The 25834-nt window shown below is 72.3% G+C and carries 26 protein-coding genes; 12 read left to right on the forward strand and 14 right to left on the reverse strand.

Translation table 11 applies throughout. The features are described from left to right. Positions 1-17 precede the first annotated feature (17 nt). Complete coding sequence (locus J2Z30_RS34645; protein WP_052701241.1) at positions 18-1277, forward strand: cytochrome P450 family protein; 1260 nt, start codon at positions 18-20, stop codon at positions 1275-1277. Positions 1278-1366: 89 nt separating this feature from the next. Here J2Z30_RS34645 and J2Z30_RS34650 read toward each other — a convergent pair whose 3' ends face one another. Beyond that, positions 1367-2332 carry a hypothetical protein gene (locus J2Z30_RS34650; RefSeq protein ID WP_052701240.1) on the reverse strand — a complete coding sequence of 322 codons (966 nt, stop codon included), beginning with the start codon at positions 2330-2332 and terminating at the stop codon, positions 1367-1369. A 103-nt stretch (positions 2333-2435) separates the two neighbouring features. On the opposite strand from J2Z30_RS34650, the gene J2Z30_RS34655 reads away from it, so the two are divergent. The 3 genes from J2Z30_RS34655 (at position 2436) to J2Z30_RS34665 (ending at position 5969) form a co-directional block, all read left to right on the forward strand. Next, positions 2436-3671 carry a cytochrome P450 gene (locus J2Z30_RS34655; RefSeq protein WP_044568445.1) on the forward strand — a complete coding sequence of 412 codons (1236 nt, stop codon included), beginning with the start codon at positions 2436-2438 and terminating at the stop codon, positions 3669-3671. Positions 3672-3715: 44 nt separating this feature from the next. Beyond that, a complete protein-coding gene (locus J2Z30_RS34660) occupies positions 3716-4666 on the forward strand; it encodes a TauD/TfdA family dioxygenase (RefSeq protein WP_044568444.1) in 951 nt (316 codons plus the stop codon). 169 nt (positions 4667-4835) lie between these two features. Further along, a complete protein-coding gene (locus J2Z30_RS34665) occupies positions 4836-5969 on the forward strand; it encodes a hypothetical protein (RefSeq protein ID WP_308280198.1) in 1134 nt (377 codons plus the stop codon). Between the two features lie 12 nt (positions 5970-5981). Here the strand turns inward: J2Z30_RS34665 and J2Z30_RS34670 are convergent, their stop codons facing one another. Then, positions 5982-7202 carry a metallophosphoesterase gene (locus tag J2Z30_RS34670; RefSeq protein WP_044568442.1) on the reverse strand — a complete coding sequence of 407 codons (1221 nt, stop codon included), beginning with the start codon at positions 7200-7202 and terminating at the stop codon, positions 5982-5984. A 163-nt stretch (positions 7203-7365) separates the two neighbouring features. Further along, a complete protein-coding gene (locus J2Z30_RS34675) occupies positions 7366-8076 on the reverse strand; it encodes a TetR/AcrR family transcriptional regulator (protein ID WP_308280199.1) in 711 nt (236 codons plus the stop codon). A 42-nt stretch (positions 8077-8118) separates the two neighbouring features. Between J2Z30_RS34675 and J2Z30_RS51855 the strand changes: the two genes are divergently transcribed. Both J2Z30_RS51855 and J2Z30_RS34685 read left to right on the forward strand, forming a co-directional pair. Further along, positions 8119-8475, forward strand: coding sequence for an alcohol dehydrogenase catalytic domain-containing protein (locus J2Z30_RS51855; protein ID WP_372453361.1), 357 nt, complete (start codon positions 8119-8121; stop codon positions 8473-8475). Further along, entirely contained in the window at positions 8420-8848 is a 429-nt protein-coding gene (locus tag J2Z30_RS34685) for a zinc-binding dehydrogenase (RefSeq protein ID WP_209468958.1), read from the forward strand. Before J2Z30_RS51855 ends, J2Z30_RS34685 begins: the two co-directional genes overlap by 56 nt. A gap of 88 nt (positions 8849-8936) precedes the next feature. Here the strand turns inward: J2Z30_RS34685 and adh are convergent, their stop codons facing one another. From adh to J2Z30_RS34700, 4 genes are all read right to left on the reverse strand, one after another. Then, positions 8937-10460 (reverse strand): aldehyde dehydrogenase, encoded by a 1524-nt coding sequence (gene adh / locus J2Z30_RS34690; RefSeq protein ID WP_044568440.1) that lies wholly within the window; start codon positions 10458-10460, stop codon positions 8937-8939. 107 nt (positions 10461-10567) lie between these two features. Then, on the reverse strand, positions 10568-11956 hold the full coding sequence (locus J2Z30_RS34695) for a GAF domain-containing protein (RefSeq protein ID WP_044568439.1): 1389 nt from the start codon (positions 11954-11956) through the stop codon (positions 10568-10570). Between the two features lie 91 nt (positions 11957-12047). Then, on the reverse strand, positions 12048-12182 hold the full coding sequence (locus tag J2Z30_RS51105) for a hypothetical protein (RefSeq protein ID WP_262704163.1): 135 nt from the start codon (positions 12180-12182) through the stop codon (positions 12048-12050). Between the two features lie 308 nt (positions 12183-12490). After that, complete coding sequence (locus J2Z30_RS34700) at positions 12491-13774, reverse strand: glycoside hydrolase family 18 protein (protein ID WP_044568438.1); 1284 nt, start codon at positions 13772-13774, stop codon at positions 12491-12493. Between the two features lie 386 nt (positions 13775-14160). Between J2Z30_RS34700 and J2Z30_RS34705 the strand changes: the two genes are divergently transcribed. Continuing rightward, positions 14161-15333 (forward strand): acyl-CoA dehydrogenase family protein, encoded by a 1173-nt coding sequence (locus J2Z30_RS34705; RefSeq protein ID WP_044581070.1) that lies wholly within the window; start codon positions 14161-14163, stop codon positions 15331-15333. 82 nt (positions 15334-15415) lie between these two features. Here the strand turns inward: J2Z30_RS34705 and J2Z30_RS34710 are convergent, their stop codons facing one another. After that, entirely contained in the window at positions 15416-15781 is a 366-nt protein-coding gene (locus J2Z30_RS34710; protein WP_044568437.1) for a hypothetical protein, read from the reverse strand. A 217-nt stretch (positions 15782-15998) separates the two neighbouring features. Here J2Z30_RS34710 and J2Z30_RS34715 point away from each other — a divergent pair, with 217 nt between their 5' ends. The 5 genes from J2Z30_RS34715 to J2Z30_RS34735 all read left to right on the forward strand — a co-directional run bounded on the left by J2Z30_RS34715 (position 15999) and on the right by J2Z30_RS34735 (position 21895). Then, positions 15999-16439 carry an Lrp/AsnC family transcriptional regulator gene (locus tag J2Z30_RS34715; RefSeq protein ID WP_044568435.1) on the forward strand — a complete coding sequence of 147 codons (441 nt, stop codon included), beginning with the start codon at positions 15999-16001 and terminating at the stop codon, positions 16437-16439. Between the two features lie 145 nt (positions 16440-16584). Beyond that, a complete protein-coding gene (locus J2Z30_RS34720; protein ID WP_245388793.1) occupies positions 16585-18132 on the forward strand; it encodes an amidohydrolase in 1548 nt (515 codons plus the stop codon). Between the two features lie 578 nt (positions 18133-18710). Beyond that, a complete protein-coding gene (gene lnt / locus J2Z30_RS34725; protein ID WP_372453356.1) occupies positions 18711-20690 on the forward strand; it encodes an apolipoprotein N-acyltransferase in 1980 nt (659 codons plus the stop codon). A gap of 158 nt (positions 20691-20848) precedes the next feature. Continuing rightward, positions 20849-21580: a polyprenol monophosphomannose synthase gene (locus J2Z30_RS34730; protein ID WP_044581066.1), complete on the forward strand. Its 732-nt coding sequence runs from the start codon at positions 20849-20851 to the stop codon at positions 21578-21580. Positions 21581-21706: 126 nt separating this feature from the next. Continuing rightward, the gene (locus tag J2Z30_RS34735; RefSeq protein WP_020866919.1) at positions 21707-21895 is read left to right on the forward strand and encodes a Rho termination factor N-terminal domain-containing protein; all 189 of its coding nucleotides are present in this window, start codon (positions 21707-21709) and stop codon (positions 21893-21895) included. Positions 21896-21935: 40 nt separating this feature from the next. Here the strand turns inward: J2Z30_RS34735 and J2Z30_RS34740 are convergent, their stop codons facing one another. The 6 genes from J2Z30_RS34740 to J2Z30_RS34765 are packed head-to-tail and all read right to left on the reverse strand — an operon-like array spanning position 21936 to position 25769. Further along, entirely contained in the window at positions 21936-23750 is a 1815-nt protein-coding gene (locus tag J2Z30_RS34740) for a complex I subunit 5 family protein (RefSeq protein WP_044568431.1), read from the reverse strand. 4 nt (positions 23751-23754) lie between these two features. Continuing rightward, positions 23755-24099 carry a sodium:proton antiporter gene (locus J2Z30_RS34745; protein WP_044568430.1) on the reverse strand — a complete coding sequence of 115 codons (345 nt, stop codon included), beginning with the start codon at positions 24097-24099 and terminating at the stop codon, positions 23755-23757. Continuing rightward, on the reverse strand, positions 24096-24896 hold the full coding sequence (locus J2Z30_RS34750; protein WP_044568428.1) for an MnhB domain-containing protein: 801 nt from the start codon (positions 24894-24896) through the stop codon (positions 24096-24098). Before J2Z30_RS34750 ends, J2Z30_RS34745 begins: the two co-directional genes overlap by 4 nt. Next, positions 24893-25177: a Na(+)/H(+) antiporter subunit B gene (locus J2Z30_RS34755; protein ID WP_044568426.1), complete on the reverse strand. Its 285-nt coding sequence runs from the start codon at positions 25175-25177 to the stop codon at positions 24893-24895. The genes J2Z30_RS34750 and J2Z30_RS34755 overlap by 4 nt, the downstream gene beginning before the upstream one ends. Next, entirely contained in the window at positions 25174-25608 is a 435-nt protein-coding gene (locus J2Z30_RS34760) for an MrpF/PhaF family protein (protein WP_044568424.1), read from the reverse strand. Before J2Z30_RS34760 ends, J2Z30_RS34755 begins: the two co-directional genes overlap by 4 nt. Then, positions 25605-25769: a hypothetical protein gene (locus tag J2Z30_RS34765; RefSeq protein WP_209468959.1), complete on the reverse strand. Its 165-nt coding sequence runs from the start codon at positions 25767-25769 to the stop codon at positions 25605-25607. Before J2Z30_RS34765 ends, J2Z30_RS34760 begins: the two co-directional genes overlap by 4 nt. Positions 25770-25834: the final 65 nt, after the last annotated feature.

A 25834-nucleotide genomic window follows, 5' to 3' on the forward strand; every position in this document is an offset into this window, starting at 1 on the left:
CCGAAGGAGCACACCCGATGCGACAAGCGACCGACGCGCGCCAGGATCCGGCGGGCCCGTCCGGCGACGGCGTCCCCGTCTTCCAGCTGATGGACCCGGAGCTGGTGCGCGACCAGTACGGCTTCTTCGCCCGGCTGCGGGAGAAGTCGCACGTCTGGTGGGCGGAGCTGCCGGACGGCTCACGGTGGCTGGTGCCCACCCGCTACGAGGACATCCGGCTGGCCCACCTGGACCCGGTGCTGCGGCAGAAGCCGGATCCGGAGGACGACCCGGTCTCCGACGAGGAGGGCGGCATCTGGCGGATCTACAACGAGCACCCGGTGGTGACCGACCCGCCCAAGCACACACGGCTGCGCAAGCTGCTCAGCGGCGCGTTCACCGGGCGGCAGACCGAGCGGATGCGGCCGCGGGTCGAAGAGACCGCCGCCGAGCTGCTGGACCGCCTGGCCGAGGAGGGCGCGGACGGCAGCCCGGTGGACCTGATGGAGCGTTACGCCTGGCAGCTGCCGCTGGTCCTGATCTGCGAACTGCTGGGCGTCCCCGAGGACCGTCGCCAGGTGTTCCACGACTGGTCGCGGAACGCCCGCGACTTCAGCGGCGGTGACACCCACGAGGGCCGGGAGGAGATCGCCTACCGGATCATCGACGTCATCAAGGAGCTCATCGCCGAGCGGCGCGCCCACCCCACCGAGGACCTGCTGGGCCAGATGGTGCAGGCCCGGGACACCGACGAGGGCAGGCTCAGCGAGATCGAGCTGATCTCGACCGCGTTCATCGTGCTGCTCGCCGGGTTCGAGACCAGCGTGGGCCTCATCGGCAACGGAGTGCACGCGCTGCTGCGCAACCCCGAGCAGCGCGCGCTGGTGGAGAGGGATCCGTCGCTGATGCCGGGCGCCGTCGAGGAGTTCCTGCGGTTCGACCCGTCGCTGTTCCTCACCAACGTCCGGATCTCCGGCGCCCCGACCACCGTCGCCGGGGTCACCATCCGCAAGGGCCAGCCGGTCCTGCTGTCCCTGGGCGCCGCTAACCGGGACCCCGGGCAGTTCCCGGATCCCGACCGGCTGGACGTCACCCGCCATGCCGGCGGCCACCTGACGTTCGGCTACGGCATCCACCACTGTCTGGGCGCCCCGCTCGCCCGGATGGAGGGGGCGATCGCCATCGGGCGGCTGCTGGAGCGCTTCCCGCGGCTGCGGCTGGCCGGTGACGGGGACGTGCCGTTCATCCCCAATCCCATCTCCCGCACCCCGCTGAAGCTGTCCGTGCTGCTCACCTGACACCCCGTGGGGTGGGTCCCGCTCCGGGACCCACCCCACGGCCGCGCGAGCGTCTCCGGCCCGGCCCTTGCCCCGCCGGGCCGGAGACCTCACGACCGCGCACAGGCCGGGCAGCCCGCGGTGGTGCGGTGGTACTCCCAGGCCGCCCCCGCCAGCGCGACGCCCCACAACACCCAGGAGGAATAGAACATGAGCGGAACCCACGGGCGCAGCCCGATCTCCTCGACCGGCGGCGTGGCCGGGTCGTTGACGTACCGCACACCCGCCACCAGCGCCGCCGGGGCCACCTCGGCCAGCACCGCGAGGCCGAAACAGCTCGGCACCAGCACCAGCGGCCGTGGCACCCGCGAACCCCCGACCACCGGGACCCAGCGCGGGAACACCCGGCCCCACGGCCGGACCAGCGCCAGTGACAGGAGCGATCCGGCGAGGGCGGGCACGACCGGCAGCCAGCCGCCCGGGACGGCGTGGATCACCTCGGGCCGGGTGATACCGATGTCGCTGCCGCACTCCCAGGCCAGCTTCACCACCGGGTACGGCAGGGACAGCGCGCACGCCGCGTAGCCACTCCACGCCGGGGCCCGCGACGCGGCCGTGCGCGCCCGCCGCCCGCACCGCGGACAGGCCGGTGCTCCCTCCCGCGCCTGCCACCGGGCGGCCGAGAGCGTCAGCGCGGCCGAGCCGAGGGCGAGACAGCGGGCCGCCACCCGGCCCGGGACCACTTCGGCGGCGTCCGGGTCCGCCGTTCCGGCCGTACGGCGCAGGGCCACGGTCAGCGCGTCGAACAGGAGGTGACTCCCCCCTTGAACCAGCCCCGCGGCCGCGCCGCGCGCCGCCAGCTGAGCGGCCCCCCGCGTCCGGTGCCGGGCCGCGGGTACGGCCGTGAGCGCCGCCAGCGCCAGACCACCCGCGGCGGATGCGCCCTTCAGCAACCGCTCGCCGGGGAACGGCCCCCGCTCACGGCGGCGGGCGAGGGCGGCCGCGGCGAACGTGGCCGCGCACCCCGCGACCGCCCATGCCGCGCGGGCCCGCCCCCGTCGTTGTGTTGACGCCATGTCAGCTCTCCCGTCCATCCGTTCGCCGCTGCCGAGCACACGGTACGAACACGCCCGCGCGAAATGGCAGTCGGCTTCCAAGAATCGAGAATCGGCAGACCCCATGTCCCAGACCACCGACCCACTGTTCAGCACCGCACCACCCGACCTGGCCGACCCCCGCCGCTACACCGAGGACGGCATCGAGGAGGTATGGCGGCGGCTGCGCACCGCCCACCCCGTCTTCCTCACCCGGCGGCCCCACGCCGCCGACTACTGGTCCGTCCTCGGCCACGATCCGGCGGCCCAGGTGCTCAAGGACGCCGGCACCTTCTCGTCCACCGGCGGTATGCGCCTGGACGCCGACCCGGCGTCCAACGAGGCCGCGGCCGGGAAGATGCTCATCGTCACCGACCCGCCCCGGCACGGAGGCGTCCGCCGCGTCATCAACTCCGCGTTCACCCCGCGGATGGTGGGACGGCTCACCGACACCATCCGGCAGACCGCGGTCGAGGTCATCGAGACCGCGCTCGACCAGGGCGACGTCGACTTCGCGCAGGTCGCCGCGCGCCTCCCGGTCTCGGTCATCTCCGACATGCTCGGCGTGGAGCGAGCCGACTGGGACTTCATGCTCAAACTCACCATGATCGCCTTCGGGGCGGATGAGACAGCCGGCACCGACCCCCAGCGGATCGCCGAGGCGCACACGGAACTCCTCGTCTACTACGACAACCTGCTGGCCCGGCGGCGGCGCGATCCGCAGGAGGACATCGTCAGCGCCCTCGCCCACGGCACCGTCGACGGCGCGCCCCTGACGGACGAGGAGATCCTGCTCAACTGCAACGGGCTCATCTCCGGTGGCAACGAGACCACCCGCCACGCCACCATCGGCGGGCTGCTGGCATTCCTCCGGGCGCCCGACCAGTGGGCCCGGCTCCGCGCCGAGCCCGAGCTGCTGCCGTCCGCCGTCCAGGAGATCCTGCGCTTCACCAGCCCCGCACTGCATGTGCTGCGCACCGCGCGGCGCGAGGTGGACCTCGGCGGCCACCGGATCCGGCCCGGCGACCAGGTGGCGGTGTGGCTGCCCGCGGCCAACCGTGACGAGGCGGTGTTCGCCGATCCCGACCGCTTCGACATCGCCCGCACCCCCAACCGCCACCTCACCTTCGCCACCGGTACGCACTTCTGCCTCGGCTCCGCGCTCGCCACCAGCGAACTGACCATCTTCTTCGAGGAGTTGCTGGCCCGGGTGGACCTGGTCGCGCCGCGCGGCGCGCCGCGGCGCATGCAGTCCAACCTCATCTGGGGCTTCACCTCGCTGCCCGTCACCCTCACCCGCCGCGCGACCCCGTCGCGCTGACCAGTGCCGGCGTCAGGTCAGCCCCGAGGACCTCTAGGAGAGACATGACCACTGTGAACCTGTCCGCCGCGGACCGCCGGGAGACGGGCGCGGTGGCGGCCGAACTGGCCGCCACCGCGCCCGGCCTCATCGACGATCCGCACTGGGTGGCCGAGGCCCGGAGAATGTCCTGCCGTCTTCCGGCGCGGCTGCGGGAGGCCACCCGCCTCTTCCGCCACGACCCCGGCCGGGACGGCGTCCTGATCGTGCGCAATCTGCCGGTGGACGAAGCGGAGTTGCCTCTGACTCCCACCGTGCCCGAGTCGGTGGAGCGCACCGCCACCGTGCCCGCTGCCGTCGCCGTGATGGTCACCCTGCAGATCGGCGAGATAGCGGCGTACCGGGACGAGAAGTCCGGTGCGCTCGTCCAGAACGTGGTGCCCGTGCCCGGCCGCGAGGAGTCGCAGAGCAACGCCGGCTCCACCCCGCTGGAGATGCACGTGGAGAACGCGTTCCATCCACACTGCCCCGACTACGTCGGCCTGCTCTGTCTGCGCAACGACCAGCCCCTGAACGCCGGCACGATGGTGTCGTCGATCCGTACCGCCCTGGGACTGCTGAGCCCCGGGACGCTGCGCGTCCTGCGGGAGGAGCGCTTCACCACCACCCCGCCGCCGTCCTTCAGCGGCGGCGGCCCCGACCCCGCGCACGCGGTGCTCAGGGGGGACCCGGACGATCCCGACGTGAAGGTGGACTTTCACGCGACGACCACCGACGACGACGAGGCGAAGGTGGCGATGGAGGCTCTGCGGGGCGCGTTCCTCCAGGCCGCGCGGACGCTGGTCCTGCGGCCGGGGGAGATGGCCGTCGTGGACAACCGCATCGCCATCCACGGGCGCACCGCATACCAGCCCAAGTACGACGGCTACGACCGGTGGCTGCACCGCACCTTCATCCATCTGGACCACCGCCGTACCCGGGCCCACCGGGCCGGCAATGGAAATGTCCTGTTCTGATCCGCCCGGCCCCGCGGGACGTGCGGGGAGGGGCGGGGTGTCGGGGTGTCATCCGCGAGGCGCATCCAACCTCCCCCGCGCGGCGGAGGCGGTGCGCCCGCGGGACGGATGCGCCCGCCGCCCCCACGGGACAGGCTGGACTGTCGGCACCGCGAAACCGGAGGTCACGGTGACTGTTTCCGCGCAAACCCCGGCCCACCCCGGCCCCGGGCTGCCGTCCCCGGAGCCCACGTGGCGGGCGTGGCCGCGGCGGTGGCCCCGGTGGGCGCCCCACGCCACCGCGGTGTGGGGCGTGGGGTACGCCGCCGTCCAGGTGGTCTGGGCCGCCGCGGGCACCACCGTGCCCTGGTCGCCGCATGTGGCCTACGCATCCGGCGTCCAACTCGCGCTGGCCGCCCTCGCCCTGCTGGCCGCCGGGGCCTGCCTGGCCACCCCCCGGCCACTTGCGCGGCGCGGCCGGGTGGCGGTGGCGGCGGTGCTGGCCGTGGCGATCCCCGTCTTCGCGATGGGCATGGCGAGCCTGCCCGCGTACGTCGTCACCTTGGCGTCGTTATCGGGCGTGGAGAGCGCCACCGGCTTCGCCCATGTCCTGCTGAACACCGTGGGCCTGGCCCTGCTGCTGCTGGTCGGCCTCTCCCACCGGCGGCGGCTGCGGGGCCGGTGCCCGCGGTGCGGGGCCGGGCACACCGGCGACGGCAGCGGGCCGCTGGCCCACCCGCCCGCCTCCGTGGCGTCCCGGCGGACCCGGGTCCAGGTGTACCTGCTGATGAGCGGGCTTCTGCCGTGGGCGGTCGTCAAGACCATCTGGACGCTCGGCGGCGACGCGCTGAGCGTCACGGCGGAGAAGTGGCGCGAGGAGAACGCGGGCGGCTCGGGCGCGGCCAAGGCGCTCGCCTCAGTGGGCGTCGACGTCACCGTCCTGGCCGCGCTGGCCGGGATCTTCCTGCTGCTGGGGTTGATGTACCCCTGGGGCCAGGTGTTCCCACGCTGGACGCTTCTCCTCACCGGGCGGCGGGTGCCCCGGCTCCTGCCACTCCTCCCGGCGTGGCTGTCGGCCATCGGCCTGTCGGTGTACGGCGTCGTCCTCGTGATCTACGCCCCGCTCAGCGCCACGGGTGTGCTGCCCAGGATCAAACCGGACGGGGCGTTCACCTCCAGCGCGGGAATCACCTGGATGGTGCTCTTCGGCGGGCTGGCCTTCGGCGGCCTGGGCTTCGGACTGATCGCCGCGGCCCGCTCGTACGCCGCCCGCACCCGTCCGGTCTGCGCGATCGCCGCCACGGACGCGGCGCCGGGGGACTGATAAGCCGGAGTGCTATATCGAGGCGGGCGGGTGCGGGGAGCGGAGCACGAGCAGGGTGATCTCGCTGGGGGCGAAGACGCGGAACGGCGGGCCCCAGAAGCCGGTGCCGCGGCTGGTGTAGAGGAGGGTGCGGGGGCCGTGGTGGCTGAGGCCGGCGAGGGCGGGCTGGTCGATGCGGACGAGGTGGTGGAAGGGCCATATCTGGCCGCCGTGGGTGTGGCCGGAGAGTTGGAGGTCGATGCCGGCGGCTGCTGCCCGGTCGATGAACTTGGGCTGGTGCGCCAGGAGCAGGACGGGTAGGTCGGGGTCGGCGCCGGTCAGGGCTCCGGCGAGGTGGGCGCGGTGGCCTGGCAGGCCGGAGGACTCGGCGGTGACGTCGTCCACTCCGGCGACCACGAGGGTGTCGCCTCCGCGTTCGAGCAGCAGATGGCGGTTGCGCAGCGGCTCCCAGCCCAGCTCGTCCATCAGGTCGACCCAGCCCTGGGCCTCGCTGTGGTACTCGTGGTTGCCGGTGACGTATACCCGGGCCCGGGTGGCCCGCACGGTACCGAGTGGGGCGGCCTGGGCGCGGCGGCGTTCGGCCGTGCCGTCCGCGATGTCGCCGGTGTGGCAGACCAGGTCGGCTTCCAGAGTGTTCACCGTCTCGCACACCCGCGCCGACCAGCGAGTGCGATCGAGCGGGCCGTAGTGGGTGTCGGTGATGAGGGCGACGCGGATGCCGTCCAACCCAGGCCCCAGCCGCGGGAGTTGCACGTCGAGTCGGCGCACGCGTGGCACGCGGCGGGCCTCGGCGTACCCCCAGCCGAGCAGTACGGCGGTCGTGCCGAGGACGGCCCAGGTGACGATTCGGGCCCGGTCCTGGCTCTCGCCGACGCCGGCCACGGTCAGGGCGAGCCGCAAGAGGACGCCGAGCAGAACGGACCAGGTGAACAGAGTCCAGCTGGTGCCCAGCAGGGTGTCACCGACGATCGCCGCCCGGTCCTGCTGGCGCCGGCCGTGGCCCCGCACCATCGCGAGCGGCATACCGATGAGGCCGAGGGCGAACAGGGCGGTGCCGACCAGCGTGACGGGCAGCGGCCAGTGCTGGCCGCTGTGCAGGAGCACCCAGCAGGGCACGGCCCACAGCAGGACGGGGGCGATCATGGGGATGAAGCGCATCAGGCGGCGCAGTCGGCTCTGCCGCGGCGCTCGCGCTTCACCCTCGGCGGGCCGGGTGTTGCTGGTGTCGGTCACGCTTCCCCTCCCTGACCAAGCTGCCGTCTCGCGCACTGTATCCGGTCGCCTTGGGCCGGCCGGACCGGTTCGGCCTTCGCCGAACTCCCCCACTGGCGCGGGGCCGACCCGGGACAACGCCTACGTCAAACACCACGCGGAACGGCTCGCCCACACCGCCGTCTTAGCTCTGCCTGAGCTGTTTGCGGTTGGCTGTCAGGACTTCGTCGGACAGCCCGGGGTCGGCCTCGGCGACGGCGCGGGAGACCACCAGCGCGCCGACCATCTGGCAGAACAGCGCCACTGCCTGTTCGCGGGCTTCTGCCGCAGTCGGTTCGGTGCCGGATTGGTGCGCGCGATCGAGCACCATCTCGGTGATGGTGCTGAAGTATCCCTCAAGCCCGCGCCGGTACTCGGCCTGAGATGTGGCGCCGTGGCGTCCGGCATCGACTGCCAGGGCGGCTGAGGCGCAGCCGGTTTCCGGGTGATCACGGTGGGCGGCCGTCACGTATACGTCGACCATGTCGTGCAGGGCTGCTCGGGCGGAGCGGGGATGTGCCTTGCGGATGGCGGCGAGCGCGTTGAGCGAGTCGGCGAAGCCCTGACGGTAGACTTCGAGGGCGAGGTCTTCCTTCGAGGAGAAGTGGTTGTAAAAGCCTCCGTGCGTCATCCCGGCGGTCTTCATCAGCTCCTCGATGCCGATCCCGTCGATGCCGTGCAGCCTGAAGCCTTCGCCTGCTGCCCGGACGATCTTTTCGCGGTTGAGCTTCTTCTGCTCCTGGGTGATGCGTGGCACCTCGGACACCTCCTCGACAAGACGGCACCGCTGCGTGCGGGCCGAGGCCGATATCTCGCCCATTGTGATGATACCTGGCATCAAAAAGTGTTCACGCACGCTCTCCGGCTTGACACGGATCTGCTCGTCGGGATCCGTGCCGTGGGAATCACTCCGGGTGAAGCGGCGATCCGGCAGATGCGCAGCGCTGAACCGGGCGGACGAATCATCCTGGGGTGGGAGTTCGCCGGGGTGGTGGAAGCCGTGGGACCGGAAGCCACGGGCTTCGCAGTCGGCGATCGCGTCATGGGCACCGGAGACATGTCACGAGACGGCGCCTGGGCGGAGCGGCTCGCGGTCGACCATCGTGTGGTGGCGAGGATTCCAGCTGCTGAAGAGCGGAACCTCGGCCCTGGTGGCGAGCACGGCCTCGCGTCCCGAATCACGCGAGTGGTGCACGAGGATGGGAGCGGATGTGGTCGTCGACCACACCGGAAACGTGCCCGGTCAACTGCGTGACGCCGGTGCCGACCGGATCGACCTGGTGTTGTCCACTTCGGGGACCATCGGCAATGTCGGCTGGATCGCCGAGATCCTGCGGCCATTCGGTCACCTTGCCGTCATCGATCTGAACGGTCCGCTCGACCTTGGACCGCTCGTCGGCAAATCGGTGTCGCTGCACACCGAAACCGTCTTCAGCAAGATCATGGCCGGTGGCGACATCGCCGGCCAGGGCAGAATCCTCGCCGAACTGGCAGCGGATGTCGCCGCGGGCCGGCTGCGTCCCATCGCCACGACGGTGCTCAGCGGCCTGAGTGTGGACACGATGAGAGCAGCCCACGAACTGGCCGAGAGCAGGCGGACGATCGGGAAGACCGTGATCAACGTCTGAGCCCGTCCGTCTTCTCCGGCATCGGTACCCGTGCGCCGACAGGGCGCCTGACGGGTATCCGCCCTCGTCAGGCGCCCTGTTGCGGTGCTCAGAAGAAGCCGAGCTTCTTCGGCGAGTACGACACCAGCAGATTCTTCGTCTGCTGGTAGTGGTCCAGCATCATCTTGTGGGTCTCGCGGCCGATCCCGGACTGCTTGTAGCCGCCGAAGGCGGCGTGCGCCGGGTAGGCGTGGTAGCAGTTGGTCCACACCCGGCCCGCCTGGATGGCGCGCCCGGCCCGGTACGCGGTCGAGCCGTCCCGGGTCCACACCCCCGCGCCCAGCCCGTAGAGCGTGTCGTTGGCGATCCCGATCGCGTCGTCGAAGTCGCCGAACCGCGTCACCGCGACCACCGGCCCGAAGATCTCCTCCTGGAAGACCCGCATACGGTTGTCGCCCTCGAAGATCGTGGGCTCGACGTAGTAGCCGCCCTCCAGCTCACCGCCGAGCTCGGCGCGGCTGCCGCCGGTGAGGACGCGGGCGCCCTCCTGCCGGCCGATGTCCAGGTACGACAGGATCTTCTCGAGCTGGTCGTTGGACGCCTGGGCGCCGATCATGGTGTCGGTGTCCAGCGGATGCCCCTGCGTGATCTTCTCGGTACGGGCCACGGCCGCGTCCATGAACGCCTGGTAGTGGCCGCCCTGGACCAGGGCGCGCGAGGGACAGGTGCACACCTCGCCCTGGTTGAGGGCGAACATGGTGAACCCTTCCAGCGCCTTGTCCATGAAGTCGTCGTCGGTGGCCGAGACATCGTCGAAGAAGATGTTCGGGCTCTTGCCGCCGAGCTCCAGGGTGACCGGGATCAGGTTCTCGCTCGCGTACTGCATGATCAGGCGGCCGGTGGTGGTCTCCCCGGTGAAGGCGACCTTGGCCACCCGGGAGTTGGACGCCAGCGGCTTCCCGGCCTCCACGCCGAAGCCGTTGACGATGTTGACCACACCCGGTGGCAGCAGATCGGCCACCAGGTTCATCCAGACGTGGATCGAGGCGGGCGTCTGCTCGGCCGGCTTCAGCACCACCGCGTTGCCCGCGGCCAGCGCCGGGGCCAGCTTCCAGGTGGCCATCAGGATGGGGAAGTTCCACGGGATGATCTGGGCGACCACGCCCAGCGGCTCATGGAAGTGGTACGCGATCGTGTCGTGGTCGATCTCGGAGAGGCTGCCCTCCTGGGCCCGGATGGCTCCCGCGAAGTAGCGGAAGTGGTCGATGGCGAGCGGGATGTCGGCGGCCAGTGTCTCCCGTACCGGCTTGCCGTTCTCCCAGCTCTCGGCGACCGCGAGGGCCTCCAGGTTCTGCTCCATCCGATCGGCGATCTTCAGCAGCACCGAGGCGCGCTCGGCGGGCGCCGTACGGCCCCAGGCGGGGGCGGCCGCGTGGGCGGCGTCCAGGGCCCGCTCGACGTCCTCGGCGGTGCCCCGGGCGATCTCGGTGAAGGGCTGTCCGTTGACGGGGGTGGGGTTCTCGAAGTAGCGGCCCTGGGCCGGCGGTACGTACTCCCCGCCGATCCAGTGGTCATAGCGCGGCTGATACGTGACGACCGAGCCCTCGGAGCCGGGGCTTGCGAAACGCGTCATGGGGCGGCCTCCCTGGTGTACGCGTGGTGGGTCCCGTTGTCGGACGCGTCGTTCGGGTGCGCGTCCAGGCTCCGCCCGCGCCGACGCGGGCGGAGCCGACGGGGAGGCTAGGCGCGGCCACGTTGCGCCGACGTTGCGTTCAGGTGGCCGCCTCCTTGCCGCAGGGCTCCGTGCTCATGGCCGCCTTGGTGGCGCAGGGCTTCGCCCTCATGGCTGCCCTGGTGGGCGCCGCCCGGCAGCCCGTACAGCTCCCGCAGCCGCCGCACCCGCGCCGCCGGAGCCGCCCGTCCGGGCGCATGCGCCGGAATGATGGTCAGCAGCGCCTCCGCGACCTCCAGATCGTCCTCGCCCCACGGTGTCTGCGCCCAGCGCCGCAGCAGCTCAGGATCGCCGTGGGACAGCACGGCGCGCCGCACCCCGTCCTCCAGCACCCGCCGCATCCGGCAGACCCCCGGCGCCTCCGACAGCGGCAGCAGCGGCCCGCTGTACGCCCGCACCGCCGTGTAGGCGTCGCCGGAGGTCAACGCCTCGGCGGCGTCCGCCAGATCGGTGCGCACGGGTGTGCAGAGCCGGTACGGGCGCGAGCCCAGCAGCGGGCCCACCAGGCGGCGCAGCCGGGACAGCTCGGCCCGCAGCGTCACCGGGGAGCGGTCGTCGGCCCGTGGCCCGTACAGCTCGAGCGTCAGCCGGTCGCCCGAAAGACCCTCCGGATGGCCGGCCAGCAGCACCATGATCTCGCTGTGCCGCCGCCCGAGCCGCAGCCGCCGTCCGTCGACGACCAGCAGCGCCTCGTCCCGCCCCAGCGCCGTCAGCGAGATCCGCGGCTCGCGTTTCCGCGGCACCTCGGCGCCCAGCTGGGCCTCGGCGGCTCGGGCGGTCGCCTGGACCAGGGCGAGGCTGTGCGGGGCGGCCAGATGGTCCCCGCCGGTGATGTCCACCGCGCCCAGCAGCCGCCCGGTGTGCGGATCGTGGAGCGGGGCGGCCGCGCAGGTCCACGGCTGCACACTGCGGTTGAAGTGCTCGGTGGCGAAGATCTGCACCGCGTGGTCGACGGTGAGTGCCGTCCCGGGCGCGTTGGTGCCCGCGTGGCGCTCGTCCCAGCGCGCCCCGGCCACGAAGTTCATCCCCTCGGCCCGGTTCCGTACCCCCGCGTGCCCCTCCACCCACAGCAGCCGGCCCTGCTCGTCGCAGACCGCGAGCAGATGGGCCCCGTCGTAGGCGATGGTGCCCAGCAACTCCCGGAACAGCGGCATCACCCGGGCCAGCGGATGGTCCGCGCGATAGGTGTCCAGCGCGTCGTCCGTCAGGTCGATCGGCGCCTTGCACTCCTGGGTGACCCGGGCGTCGGCCGAGCGCCGCCAGGACTCCGCCACCACCGGCCGTACGGCCGGACTCACCGCCCCCTCCGTCAGAAACGCCTCATGGGCGCGGCGCACGTCGCGGGTGCGCTCGGCGGGGTCGGTGCCTGACGCCATCGCCAGCCAGGGATTGACCATGGTGCCTCGCTCAGCGGTACGGGGAGGGGCGGAACGGGGAGGTGCGGAGTCTCAGGCTTTCACGGATCGGGCGGCGGGAGGAGTCGGCGGGTCAGGTATGCGCGGGCAAGGAGGGGGCGGGCACGACCCCGGGCGGGGAGGCATAGCCGCAGGAGTGGCAGATCTTCCACCCGTCCTGGTTCACGGCGAGTTGGCCGCCACAGCTCGGGCACTGCTCGGAGCTCATGATCGTTCCTTTGGTTCACGCGCGCGGAGTGGAGCGGGCCACCCGTGCGCTCAGATTTCCTTGTGGGGCGGATGCCCCGCAATAGCCAGAACAAGCCGCGTTGAGGTACGAGCCCCGGACGGAGCGCGTTCACAGGGAGTACGCGGAGTTACCGGGGGGTCTTCTCCACATACGCTCCTCGCGCCCCCTCGTGCGCCGCTTGAACGCTTGACGCCGATGGGCCGGTTGTGCGCGGGCGCGCACGACGAAGCGGGCGGGGAGCCGGTGATGGCTCCCCGCCCGCGTCGATCAGGGGCGTTGGTGTGGGGTCAGCTGATGGACTTGATCAGCTCACCGTTCGCGGTGTCGCCGCTGAGCTCCCAGAAGAAGGTGCCGCCCAGGCCCTGCTGCTGCTTGTAGTTCATCTTCCCGGCGATGGTGGCGGGGGTGTCGTAGCTCCACCACTGGTTGCCGCAGTGCGCGTAGGCCGTGCCCGCGACCGTGCCGGTCGCCGGGCAGGAGCCCTTGAGCACCTTGTAGTCCTCGATGCCCGCCTCGTAGGTGCCGGGCGCGGCACCGGTCGCCGTGCCACCGGGGGCGTCCTGGGTGACGCCGCTCCAGCCGCGTCCGTAGAAGCCGATGCCCAGCAGGAGCTTCGAGGCCGGGATGCCGAGGCCCTTGAGCTTGCTGATGGCGGCGTCGGTGTTGAAGCCCTGCTGCGGAATGCCGTTGTAGGAGTTGAGCGGGGAGTGCGGGGCGGTGGGGCCCTGTGCGGCCCACGCGCCGAAGAAGTCGTACGTCATCGGGTTGTACCAGTCGACGTAACTCGCGGCGCCCGCGTAGTCGGCGGCCTCGATCTTGCCGCCGGAGGAGGCGTCGGCCGTGATCGCCGCGGTCACCAGGTTGGAGGAACCGAACTTGGCGCGCACGGCGGACATCAGGTTCTTGAAGGCGTCCTTACCGCTGGTGTCGCAGGAGAGGCCGCAGGCGTTGGGGTACTCCCAGTCGATGTCGATGCCGTCGAAGACATCCGCCCAGCGCGGGTCCTCGACCAGGTCGTAGCAGGACTGGGCGAAGGCCGCGGGGTTCTTGGCGGCCTCGGTGAACCCGGAGGACCAGGTCCAGCCGCCGAAGGACCACAGCACCTTCAGACCGGGGTGGAGCTTCTTGAGCTTGCGCAGCTGGTTGAAGTTGCCGCGCAGGGCGCCCGCGTCCCAGGTGTCGGCCTGGCCGTCGACGCTGCTCGCCGCGTCGTACGCCTTGTCGTAGTCGGCGTAGGAGTCGCCGATGGCGCACTTGCCGCCGGTGACATTGCCGAAGGCGTAGTTGATGTGGGTGAGCTTGGCGGCCGAGCCCGAGGTCTCGACGTTCTTGACGTGGTAGTTGCGCTGGTAGATGCCCCATTCGGTGAAGTAGCCGACCACCTTGTTGCCGGCGGCCTTCGTCGTGGGGGTCTTGGCGGCCTTGGACGTGGCCGCGGCCTTGGACGTGGCCTGGGGTATGTCGGCGCTCCGGGGTTCACCGGCCGCTGCCGAGCCCGCGAGCAGAGTGGCGGTCAGCACCGCCGTACAGATCGCCGCGAGCGCGGCGGACAGTCTGCCTGGTCTGAGCATGGAATCTCCTCGGTGGGGGGTGAGGGGAGAGTGAACTGCCCGACGACCTGCCCATAGCTTGACATGAACGCGCAGGACAGGGTGGGGAAAAGGTAGAAGGACTAGACCAGTGGGGTCAATGGTCTGGGCCAATTTGCTCCATGCGTGCGACGTTGGTGGGAGTGTGTGGAGGAAGGTGGTGGGTGCACCCATGTGTGAATTTGGTTGAAGATCGGGCGACCGGTACCGGATGGCTCCGGATCGGGCATACTCCAACCGCCGCAGTGCAGGTCATCACCGTGCGCGATCCGACGGGCCGACCGGCCGGCGGCAGCATCACCGGTGGCGCCGCCTCACCCCGGCGCACGCCGCCGAAGCGCCTGACCAGGGGAGAGGAGAGCGCCGCCATGACCGATCACGGCCCGCAGCCGGTGGAGCGTGAGCTGCCCACCGAAGAGGCCCGCGACCTGATCTCGCTCGTCCGCGAGCTGATCGAACGGGAGATCAAGCCCCGGGCCGCCGAGGAGGAGGCCGCCGGGCGCTTCCCCCGCGAGCTGTTCACCCTGCTGTCCGAGTCCGGGCTGCTGGGGCTGGTCCACCCCGAGGAGTTCGGCGGCGGCGACCAGCCGTACGAGGTCTACCTCCAGGTCCTCGAGGAGCTCGCCGCGGCCCGGCTGACCGTCGGCCTCGGCGTCAGCGTCCACACCCTGGCCTGCCACGCCCTCGCCGGCTACGGCAGCAAGGAGCAGCTGGCCGAGCACCTTCCCGCGATGCTGGGCGGCGGACTGCTCGGCGCGTACTGCCTCTCCGAGCCCTCCTCCGGCTCCGACGCGGCCGGGCTCACCACCCGGGCCACCCGCGACGGGGACACCTGGACGCTCGAGGGCACCAAGGCGTGGATCACCCACGGCGGCATCGCCGACTTCTACGCCGTGCTCGCCCGCACCGGCCCCGAGCGCACCCGCGGCATCAGCGCCTTCCTCGTGCCCGCCGACGCCCCCGGGCTCTCGGCGGCCGCACCCGAGCACAAGATGGGCATGGCCGGTTCGCCGACCTCCCAGATCCACCTCGACGGGGTGCGGGTCCCCGACGCCCGCCGCATCGGCGAGGAGGGCCAGGGGTTCGCGATCGCCCTGTCCGCCCTCGACGCGGGCCGTCTCGGCATCGCGGCCTGCGCCGTCGGCGTCGCCCAGGCGGCGCTGGACGAGGCGCTCGCGTACACCGCGCAGCGGCGGCAGTTCGGCCGGCCGATAGCCGACTTCCAGGGCTTGCGCTTCATGCTCGCCGACATGGCCACGCAGATCGAGGCCGGGCGCGCCCTGTACCTGACGGCGGCACGGCTGCGGGACGCGGGGCGGCCGTTCTCCAAGCAGGCGGCGATGGCCAAGCTGTTCTGCACGGACGCCGCGATGCGGATCACCACCGACGCCGTCCAACTGCTGGGCGGATACGGCTACACGGTGGACTTCCCGGTCGAGCGCTATATGCGCGAGGCGAAGGTCCTCCAGATCGTGGAGGGCACCAACCAGATCCAGCGGGTGGTCATCGCCCGCGCTCTCGCGGGACCTGAGGTCGGCTGAGGCCGGAGTTTCGGCTGAGGCCGGAGTTTCGGTTGGGGCCGGTGTTTCGGTTGGGGGCGCGGCCTGCGCCCCCGCCGTATCCCTACCCCCGCGTCATCGAGAACCGGACCGGCCGGGAGCCGGGCCCGCCGAGGTGGGAGAACGGCTGCGTCCGCCAGTCCAGGCCCGCCGGAAGCGTCAGCAGCAGCGCGGCGTCCCGCTCGAACGCGTCCAGCGACGCGTCGGCGGGCTCGGCGTCGGTCACCCGGCGGCCGGTGCCGGCGCAGACCGTGAGCCCGAACGGGTCCCACGGAGACGAGCACAGCGCGTGCTCGGGAAGGACGTCCTCGTCGGCGAGGAGCGCGATGGGGCGCGCGCAGTCCGGGCAGATCACCCGGAACATCTCATAGGTGTCGTGGATCTCGTGGATATCGATGTCGCCTGCGTCGAGGCGCTCGAGATGAGGCATGAGTTTCCCCCTCGGGTGGGCTGGCCAGGCGCGTCGGCCTCGACCACAGCAAGCATTTCCCTCGCGGCCGCATAGGTAATCGCCACATCTCATAGGACACCCATGAGGACATGTGGTGTTCGTCACATGCCCGGTGCAGGTGCGGCGTAGCGGGGCCTATGTCCGCTGTGCCTACCCGTTGTGCCGGAGCCCTCCCGACCACATAAGGTGATCGGCTGTGGAGGAGTTGGACAGACAGATCGTGGACTTGCTCGTCAAGGACGGCCGGATGAGCTACACGGACCTGGGCAAGGCCACCGGCCTGTCCACATCGGCCGTGCATCAGCGGGTTCGCCGTCTCGAGCAGCGGGGCGTGATCCGCGGCTATGCCGCCGTCGTGGACCCCGAGGCCGTCGGGCTTCCCATTACCGCGTTCATCTCGGTCAAACCCTTCGACCCCAGCGCGCCCGACGACATCTCCGAGCGGCTCGCCGAGGTGCCCGAGATCGAGGCGTGCCACAGCGTCGCGGGAGACGAGAACTACATCCTCAAGGTGCGCGTCGCGACCCCGCTGGAGCTGGAGCACCTGCTCAGCCGGATCCGCTCGCTGGCCGGTGTCTCCACCCGCACCACCGTGGTCCTCTCCACGCCCTACGAGGCGCGCCCGCCGCGCGTCTGAACGCCCTCCCCGCACCCCTCATCGCATACCCCCATCGAGGCAGCCCGCCGTGAACGTCCCCACCCCCGCCCAGGCCCCCGAAGGCCGTACCGTCCTGCTGCGCGGAGGTGAGGTCCACAGCCCCGCCGATCCGTTCGCGACCGCGATGGTCGTCGAGCGAGGCACCGTCGCCTGGGTCGGCTCAGAAGGGGCCGCGGACGGCTTCGCGGACGGAGTGGACGAGGTCATCCAGCTGGACGGGGCACTGGTGACGCCCGCCTTCACCGATGCGCATGTGCACACCACCGCGACCGGGCTCGCCCTCACCGGACTCGATCTCACCGGTGCCCGTACGCTCGCCGACGCGCTGGAGCGGGTCCGCGCCCACGCCGCCGCCCACCCCGCCGACCGGGTGCTGCTCGGCCACGGCTGGGACGCCGCCCGCTGGCCCGAGGGGCGGCCGCCCTCCCGGGCCGAGCTGGACCGGGCGACCGGCGGCCGCCCCCTCTATCTCACCCGCATCGATGTGCACTCCGCCGTCGTCACCACCGCACTCCTGGACCTCGTGCCCGGCGTGTCGGACCTGTCCGGGTACCACCCCGACACGCCGCTGACCGGCGCCGCCCACCACGCCGTACGCGCCGCCGCCCACGCGGTCGTCACCGAGCGGCAGCGCGCCGACGCCCAGCGGGCCGCCCTCGCCCGCGCCGCCTCGCTCGGCATCGGCACCCTCCACGAATGCGCCGGGCCCGACATCTCCTCCGAGGACGACCTCACCGGGCTGCTCGAGCTCGCCGCCGGGGAGCCGGGGCCGCGGGTGTACGGCTACTGGGCCGAGGCCGCGAGCAGCGCCTCCGACCTGGACAAGGTGCGCGAACTCGGCGCCATCGGCGCGGCGGGCGACCTCTTCGTCGACGGGGCGCTCGGCTCGCATACGGCGTGTCTCCACCAGCCCTACGCCGACACGCCGCACACCGGCACCGCCTACCTGGACGCAGCGGCCGTCGCCGCCCATGTCACCGCCTGCACCGAGGCCGGGATCCAGGCCGGTTTCCACGCCATCGGCGACGCCGCCGTCACGGCCGTCGTGGAGGGCGTACGGGCCGCCGCCGACAAGGTCGGGCTCGCCCGCGTGCGCGCCGCCCGGCACCGCGTCGAACACGCCGAGATGTTCACCCCCGAGACCATCGCGGCCTTCGCAGACCTCGGCCTCACCGCCTCCGTCCAGCCCGCCTTCGACGCCCTGTGGGGCGGCGAGGACGGTATGTACGCCCAGCGGCTCGGCCCCGGGCGGGCCCGCACCCTCAACCCCTACGCGGCGCTGCTGCGCGCCGGAGTGCCCCTGGCGCTCGGCTCCGACAGCCCCGTCACCCCGCTCGACCCCTGGGGCACCGTGCGCGCCGCCGCCTTCCACCGCACCCCGGAGCACCGGATCTCCGTCCGCGCCGCCTTCACCGCCCACACCCGCGGCGGCTGGCGGGCCGTCGGACGGGACGACGCGGGCGTCCTGGCGCCCGGCGCGCCCGCCGACTACGCGATCTGGCGGACCGGTGAGCTCATCGTGCAGGTGCCCGACACGCGGGTCGCCGGATGGTCCACCGACCCCCGCTCCGGCACTCCCGGTCTGCCCGACCTCACTCCCGGCGGCCAACTGCCCGTCTGCGTGCGCACGGTGGTGGGCGGACGCACCGTCCACCTCCGGCCGGACGAGTGACGCGCGGGCGCCCCGTACCGCCGAACGATGAGCCCCCGGCCTGTCGTGGCATCTGAACACCGTCCGTACTGACCTGGTCATTTGAGGAAACGGCGCAGGTCATGTGGCTGTTGACAGGGTGCGGTCGGTGGCCGGTAGGTTCGGCCTCGTCCACCACAGGACGCCCGACCGGGGAATCTTCACGCAGTCGTCGAACGCCGCTGGGCCAGAGGGAGACGCGCCGCCGTGGTGCGCCACCACTGGGAGCCAGGTCCAGTGCACGGGGGCGAGGGAGGGATCGCCGGGTCGGCAGGTGCGACCCGGGAGGGGCCCGGACGCTCAGTAGACAACGGCTCTCGGTCGATCCGCAGCCAGCGGGTCCCAGGTCGGCCCGAAGGGCGTCGGGCCCCCACTCCGCACGCGCACACCGGCGGACCGCCCCCCGACGCGGGGGCGGGGCCGCCGCCGGGCGAGGGAACCCCCGCCATGGCCGAAGCGTTTCTCTACCCCGAGGTCACAATCCGCACCTCGGGACCACTTCCGCGCGCCCGCGTTATACGGTCACCTCACCACAGCACGACCTGTAGGAAGGCCGCACCGTGCCATCGGGTTCCGACACCACCGCCGAAGCCGCCCCCACCGGGCCGGACGCAGACCGACCGGGTCAGCGGACGACCGGCTCCGCCGCCACGCCGCCCACGGAGGGCGCCGATGGCGCTGAGGGCGGTGACGCCGTGGGGGGTCGTGAGCCCGTCGAGGGCGGTGACGCCGTGGGGGGTCGTAAGCCGCCCGTCGAGGGCCGTGACGCAGTCGGGGGCCGTGCCGCCGTCGAGGGCGGCGAATCCGGCGCGACCGGGTCTGCCGCGTCTGGGACCGCCGGCCCCGGGGCCGCCGCGTCCGGTGCCGCCTCCAGCGCCCCCGGGGCCGCTTCCGCCCCCATAGCCGCCTCCGCTCCGTCCCCCGGGGCGTCCGCCACGCCGTCCGCCGGGGAGCGGCGGCCCGGCCGGCTGCGCCGCCTCGGCCTGCTCGCCCGCCGCGAGGCGCGGCGCAGCGCGCTCGCGGCGGTCAGCGGGCTCGTGCTCGGCCTGGCCTTCCCGCCGTTCGGGGTGTGGCCGCTGTCCCTGGTGGCCGTCGCCGCCCTGGCCCTGCTCACCCACGGCCGGACCGCCCGCCAGGGCGCCTGGACGGGCTTCGCCTTCGGGGTGCCGTTCTTCCTGCTGCTGCTGAAGTGGCTCAGCGTGGTGGGCTGGGACGCGGTGGTGGGCCTGTCCGTCATCGAGGCGGCCTTCCTCGCCCTGATGGGGGCGGGCCTGGCCCTGGTCTCCCGGCTGCCCGTACCGGCCCTGTGGCCGCTGTGGACGGCCTGTCTGTGGGTCGCCGAGGAGTGGGCCCGCGACCGGGTGCCCTTCGGCGGCTTCCCCTGGGGCCGGCTGGCCTTCGCCAACACCGGCTCGCCCTACACCCCGCTCGCCGCGCTCGGCGGCGCCCCGCTGGTCACCTTCGGCGTCGCCCTGACGGGCGGAGCGCTCGCCGGTGCCGCGCTCACCCTGTGGCGGCTGCGCGCCGCCGGGGGCTTCTCGCCGCGCCGCGCCCTGCCCGCCGCCGGGGCCGTGGCCGTCGCGGCCGCCGTGACGGCCGCCGGATTCGCGGTGCCCATCCCCACCGCCGCCGACGACTCGGTCGACATCGCCGTCGTCCAGGGCGATGTGCAGCAGCCCGGTATGGACTTCCTGGGCCGGCCGATGATGATCCTCGACAACCATGTGAAGGCGACCCTGAACCTGGCGAAGGACATCAAGGCGGGCCGGATCGCCAAGCCCGATCTCGTCATATGGCCGGAAAACGCCTCCGACCTCGATCCCTTCCAGTATCGGGAGGCGTACGCCCGGATCGACGAGGCCGTGAAGTCGATCGGCGTTCCGGTGCTGGTCGGCGCCCTGGTCGACCATCCGACCAAACAGGGCTATGTGGAGAACCAGGGCATCGTCTGGGATCCGAAGAGCGGCCCCGGCGCCTCGTACACCAAGCAGCACCCGGTGCCCTTCGGTGAGTACGTCCCCTTCCGCCGGGAGCTCAGCAAGGTCATCACCCGGCTGCAGCGGGTGCCCCGCGACTTCTACCCCGGTGATCACACCGGTGTGCTGAACGTCGGCCCGGCGCGGCTCGGCGATGTGATCTGCTTCGAGGTCGCCTACGACGAGATCGTGCGCGACACGGTCAACGCGGGCGCTCGGGCGATCGTCGTCCAGACCAACAACGCCACCTATGGACGCAGCGGCCAGCCCGAGCAGCAGCTGGTCATGTCCAAGCTGAGGGCGATCGAACACGGCCGGCCGGTGATCACCGCGGCCACCAGCGGGATCAGTGCCGTGGTCTCCCCGGATGGCACGATCGAGCAGCGGACGAAAGAATTCACGCAAGATGTGCTCACCGCGCGCATCCCGCTGCGTGACGGCAAGACCCTGGCCGACCGCGTCGGTGCGACCCCCGAGTGGGTGCTCGCTATGGTGGGCGTTCTGTCCTGCGCGGCCGCGATCATGATCGGCCGTCGGGGACGTACGGACAAGAAGGGGCAGTAGCCGTGAGCGACGCACGCGAGGCCGAGGAGCCTGGCACCAAGGCCGACGAGCCGAGCGCGAAGGCCGAGGAGGCCGGCGCCGAGGCCGAGGAGCCGCGCCGTAGCAACGAGGGCCAGGACGACGGTGGCCGGCGGAAGTACGGTCCGCTCGGTACGACCTTGGTGATCATCCCGACCTACAACGAGGCGGAGAACATCAAGCCGATCGTCGCGCGGGTCCGGGAGTCGGTGCCGGACGCGCACGTCCTCGTAGCGGACGACAACAGCCCGGACGGCACGGGCAAGGTCGCCGATGAGCTGGCCGCGGAGGACGACCACGTCAAGGTCTTGCACCGCAAGGGCAAGGAGGGCCTCGGCGCCGCCTATCTGGCCGGGTTCCGCTGGGGCATCGAGCACGGCTACGGCGTGCTGGTGGAGATGGACGCCGACGGCTCGCACCAGCCCGAGGAGCTGCCCCGGCTGCTCACCGCGCTCAAGGGCGCGGATCTGGTGATCGGCTCCCGCTGGGTGCCCGGCGGCCGCATCGTCAACTGGCCCAAGTCCCGCGAGTTCATCTCCCGGGGCGGCAGCACCTACTCCCGCCTGCTCCTCGATGTCCCGATCCGCGACATGACGGCGGGCTACCGGGCGTTCCGCAAGGAGACGCTCGAGGGCATCGGCATGGACGAGGTCGCCTCCCAGGGCTACTGCTTCCAGATCGACCTGGCCTGGCGGGCCATCAAGGCGGGCTTCCACGTCATCGAGGTCCCGGTCACCTTCATCGAACGCGAGCGCGGCGAGAGCAAGATGAGCCGCGACATCGTCACGGAGGCCGCCTGGCGGGTGATGTCCTGGGGCGTGGGCTCGCGGGTCAACAAGGTGCTGGGCCGCAAGGATTCCAAGGAGTCCTAGGCCCGGATCCCGGACCCCGGGCCCGGTTCTCCGGTCCCCGAGGCCGGGCCGCACTCCGCGCTCGGAGTAGTCCCGCGAGCGATGTTCCGCCCCGTACCGGACACTTGAGGCGGAAGGAGGCGGAACATGGCTAAAGCGACCGCCAAGAGCGGGAAGACGTCGGGGCGCCGCATGGCGGCCCGCGGGGGCGCCAAGTCGGGCGGCATGGAGACGCGGACCAAGGAGGATCTGTACCGCGAGGCCCAGAAGGCGGGCATCGAGGGCAGATCCCAGATGTCCAAGAGCCAGCTGATCTCGGCACTGCGCCACCGCTGACCACTGACCTGGGGGACCGGGCGTGCCCGGTCCCGTCGGCTCAGCGGACCCCCGGGACGGTCAGCAGCGTGAGCAGCGCCGTCCCGGCGATCAGCCAGGCGACGTAATCGCCGATATGCCCGGACTGCAGTCGTCGTACGGGCGCGAGTAGCGCGGCCGTCCCGGTGTGGACCGGCCGCCGTACCGCCAGTGTGGCCAGGGTGATGGCGAGGGCCGCGGAGAGCAGCCCGAGCAGGATCCCGGTCAGCTGCCAGTGCGGTGGCGGATGCGCCGGGGCGGCCGTGGCATGTCCGTCGAGGACCGTCCGGCGGTAGCCGCCGGTGTCGGTGAACAGCGCCCCGGCCCGGCCGACCGCGGACCCGACGGCCGGGATCACCCCGAGGGCCAGCGACGCGGCCAGCAGCGCGGCGGGCACCGCCAGCAGCGGCACCGGGATGCGCAGGAGGCGGCCGCGGGTCTCGGGCTCCTCCTCGCCGGTGGTCTCCGGGCCGCCCTCCTCCTCGTCCCGGGGCCGCCGGCCCACTCCGGCGAAGATCCGCAGCCCGGCGCGCAGCACCGCGCCCCCGGTCACCGCCGACACCAGCACGTAGAGCGCGGGCAGCCATCCGGCGGTGTGCCCCGCGGCCTCCTCCGCGGCGGCCTTGCCGAGCCCGGAGCCGAACGGCGGCAGCCCGCACAGGGCCAGCCCGCCCACCGCGAACAGCACGCCGACCGCCGGCAGCTCCCGGGCCCGCCCGAACAGCTCGTACTCGTCCACGGTCGCGTACCGGTCCAGCAGCACCCCGGCGCAGGCGAAGAGCGCCGCCTTCACACCCGCGTGGCCCAGCACGTACAGCGCCGTCCCCGAGATCCCCTCGGGGGTCAGCACGGCGACGCCGATCAGGAACAGCCCGGTGTGGGCCACGGTCGAGAACGCCAGCAGCCGTTTGAGATGGCGCTGCTGCCAGCACATCACCGCGCCCAGCAGCGCCGTGAGGACGCCCAGCACCAGCAGGGCGCGGGTGAAGTCGGGGTGGGAGAGCCCTCCGGGCCCTGAGAAGACCGTCCAGTAGACCCGGGCGACCCCGTAGACACCGAGCTCCACCATCACCCCGGACAGCAGCATGCACACGGGTGTCGGCGCGACCGCGTGTGCGTCGGGCAGCCAGAAGTGGAACGGAACGGCGGCCGCCTTCACCAGCAGCCCGGTGGTCACCAGGACGAACGCGGCGAGCACCAGCCCGTCCGGCCCGTCCGTGTCCAGCCTCCGCCCGATCTGGGCGAACCCCAGCTCCCCGGTGCGCGCGTACAGCAGTGTGATGCCCAGCAAGGTGACGTAGCCGCCGAGGGAGTTCACCACCCCGAAGGCCAGCGCGCCCTGCAGCGGTTTGGGCTCCTCGACCCGGAAGCCGGTCAGCGCGTAGGCGACCACGCCCATCAGCTCGAAGAAGACGAAGGCGTTGAACAGGTCGCCGGTCAGCGCGAAACCGCACATGCCCGCCTGGAACACCAGGATCAGCGCGGGGAAGGAGCCGGTGTGACGGCGCGGCGGCTCCTCGAAGTAGCGCCAGGAGTAGACGAGGACGGCGACGACGAGCAGCGAGACCAGCGCCGCGAGCCCGGCCCCCAGCGGATCGCCGACCAGCACGATGCCCACCCGCCGCCAGCCGCCCACCCACTCCACCGGATACGTCCCCGGTCCGGGACGACCGGCCCGGAACAGCACCAGGAGCGCCGTGGCGGCGGTGGCGGCGGCGAAGGCGCAGCCCACGATGTCGGAGACCAGCCGGGGCAGCCGCCGTCCGGTGGCCACCAGCACCGCCGCGCCCAGCAGCGGCACCGCCACCACCAGCGGCAGCAGTCGCGCGGTGTCCACCCGGTCAGCCCTTCAGCTCGGACAGGGCGTCCGGGTCGACCGTGCCATGACGTTTGCGGAGCTGGACGACGAGCGCGAGCAGCAGCGCGGTCACGGTCGCGCCGACCACGATGTCGGTGAGGGCGAGCGCCTGGACGACCGGGTCGACCACGCGGCTGTTCGTGGGCGCGTCGGCGAAGACCGGGGCGGTGCCGCCGTTCCGGTAGCCGACGGCGAGCAGCAGCACATAGGTGGAGGACTGGGTGACGGCCAGACATCCCACGGCATGGATGAGGTCCCGGCTGGTCACCAGCCCGTACACACCGATCAGAAAGATCCATCCGGCGACCAGATACGGCAGGACCGTCACGCTGGCTCCCTCTCGTCGTCTCCGTTGCCCCCGCCGCCTCCCGTGTGCCGCGGGCTCCCGTCGTCTTCCCCGGGGTCCTCGATCTCCACCGCCTGGTCCAGGAATCGGGCCAGCAGGACCACGATCCCGCTGGTGACCTCCAGGCCGACGGCCGCGTTGAGCACCATCGCCGTGCCGCCGGAGGACAGGGTCGCGAGGGTGCCGAAGGGCAGGACGTTGGTCAGGAACGCCGACCCCGCGAGGACGGCCGCGAATCCGGTGATCACGTACGCGGCCTCCCCGGCGGCCTCCCCGATCTCGTAGAGCGTCAGCGGGCGGACCCGCTCCAGGGCCCGGTAGTCGGCGGCGATGTAGAGCAGATGCAGCGCGGTGGCGGTGACCACCCCGCCCTGGAAGCCGCCGCCCGGACTGACCTGGCCGTGCGCGATCACATAGAGGCCCACCAGCAGCGCGAACGGCAGCGTCAGCAGCGCGAACCGGCGCACCGGGGGATGGACCGTGGCGGGTTCGGGATCCTTGCGGTGCTCGTCCCGGGCCTGGCGGAGCAGCACCACGGTGCCGATGACGGCCGAGAAGAGGATGCTCTCCTCGCCGAGCGTGTCGAAGGCGCGCAGATCGAAGTTGACGGACGCGATGACATTGGCCGTGTGATGGCTCAGGGCGGCGTGCACGGCCCGGACGCCGTACGGATGAGGGACGGTGCCGAACGCCGGCAGATCGAAGCAGGCCGCGGCGAACAGCGCGGCGAACCCGGCGGCGCCCACCAGGAAGACCCACAGCCGGACCCGGGAGCTCATCGCTCCCGGCCCGCCGGCTTGTCCGCGCCGTCGCCGCCGCTCCCCGGGCGGCGCCGCACCTTGCGCACGGTCAGCAGGATCATCAGGGGCGTCACCGCGGAGCCGACGGCGAGCTGCGAGAGCGCGACGTCCGGCGCCTGGAGGAAGGTGAACAGCAGGGCCAGCGTCAGCCCGAGGAAGGACAGCACCAGCGCCTGCCGCACCGGGTCCCGGTTGAGCACGGCGGCGGTGGCGGCGCCCGCGACCAGCAGCAGCGCCACGACGATCAGCACATCGGTCATGCCGTGACACCCCCCTTACCGCCGCGGCCGCTGGTCACCACGCTGCCCGCGATCAGCAGCGCGCCGATCAGCAGCAGCTTCACCATGGCCCGGCCGGGCCCGGTCGCCACGCACAGCGGCAGCACCGTGGCGGGCACCCCCGCCAGCGCCGTCCAGCGCACCAGCCGGGAGTCGGGCAGGACGTCCAGGAAGCGGGCGTAGATCAGCGTGCCGGTGGGCCCGAGCACGCTGACCACCAGCGCCACATCGTTGTACGAGGTCCGGTGGAAGCCCCGCGCGGCCAGCAGCAGCACCAGACCGGCCAGCAGCGAGGTGAGGTTCTGGCCGATCAGCCGGTCCTTCGGCGAGCCGTAGGCGATCCGCCACAGCACCGGTACGAGCGCGAGCAGCGGCACCAGCGCCGCCGCCAGCCAGCCGTCCGAGGTGCTCACCGGTCCGCCACCGCCCGGCGCCCGGCGCGCGCGAGCATGGCGGCGGCCAGCGCGGAGGCCGACCCGACCAGGAGCTCCAGGGGGTCCACGGTGCTGATCAGCACCAGCCAGATCCCGGTCAGCGCCGCCCACCACACGAGGACCTCCAGCACAGCCGTCATTCGACACCTCCGTCGGCGGCGGGTACCCGGCCCGCCGCCGCCGATACCTCGCGTTCTCGCGGATT

Source organism: Streptomyces iranensis (genome assembly GCF_017874715.1).
In the GTDB taxonomy this organism is placed as follows: Bacteria; Actinomycetota; Actinomycetes; order Streptomycetales; family Streptomycetaceae; genus Streptomyces; species Streptomyces iranensis.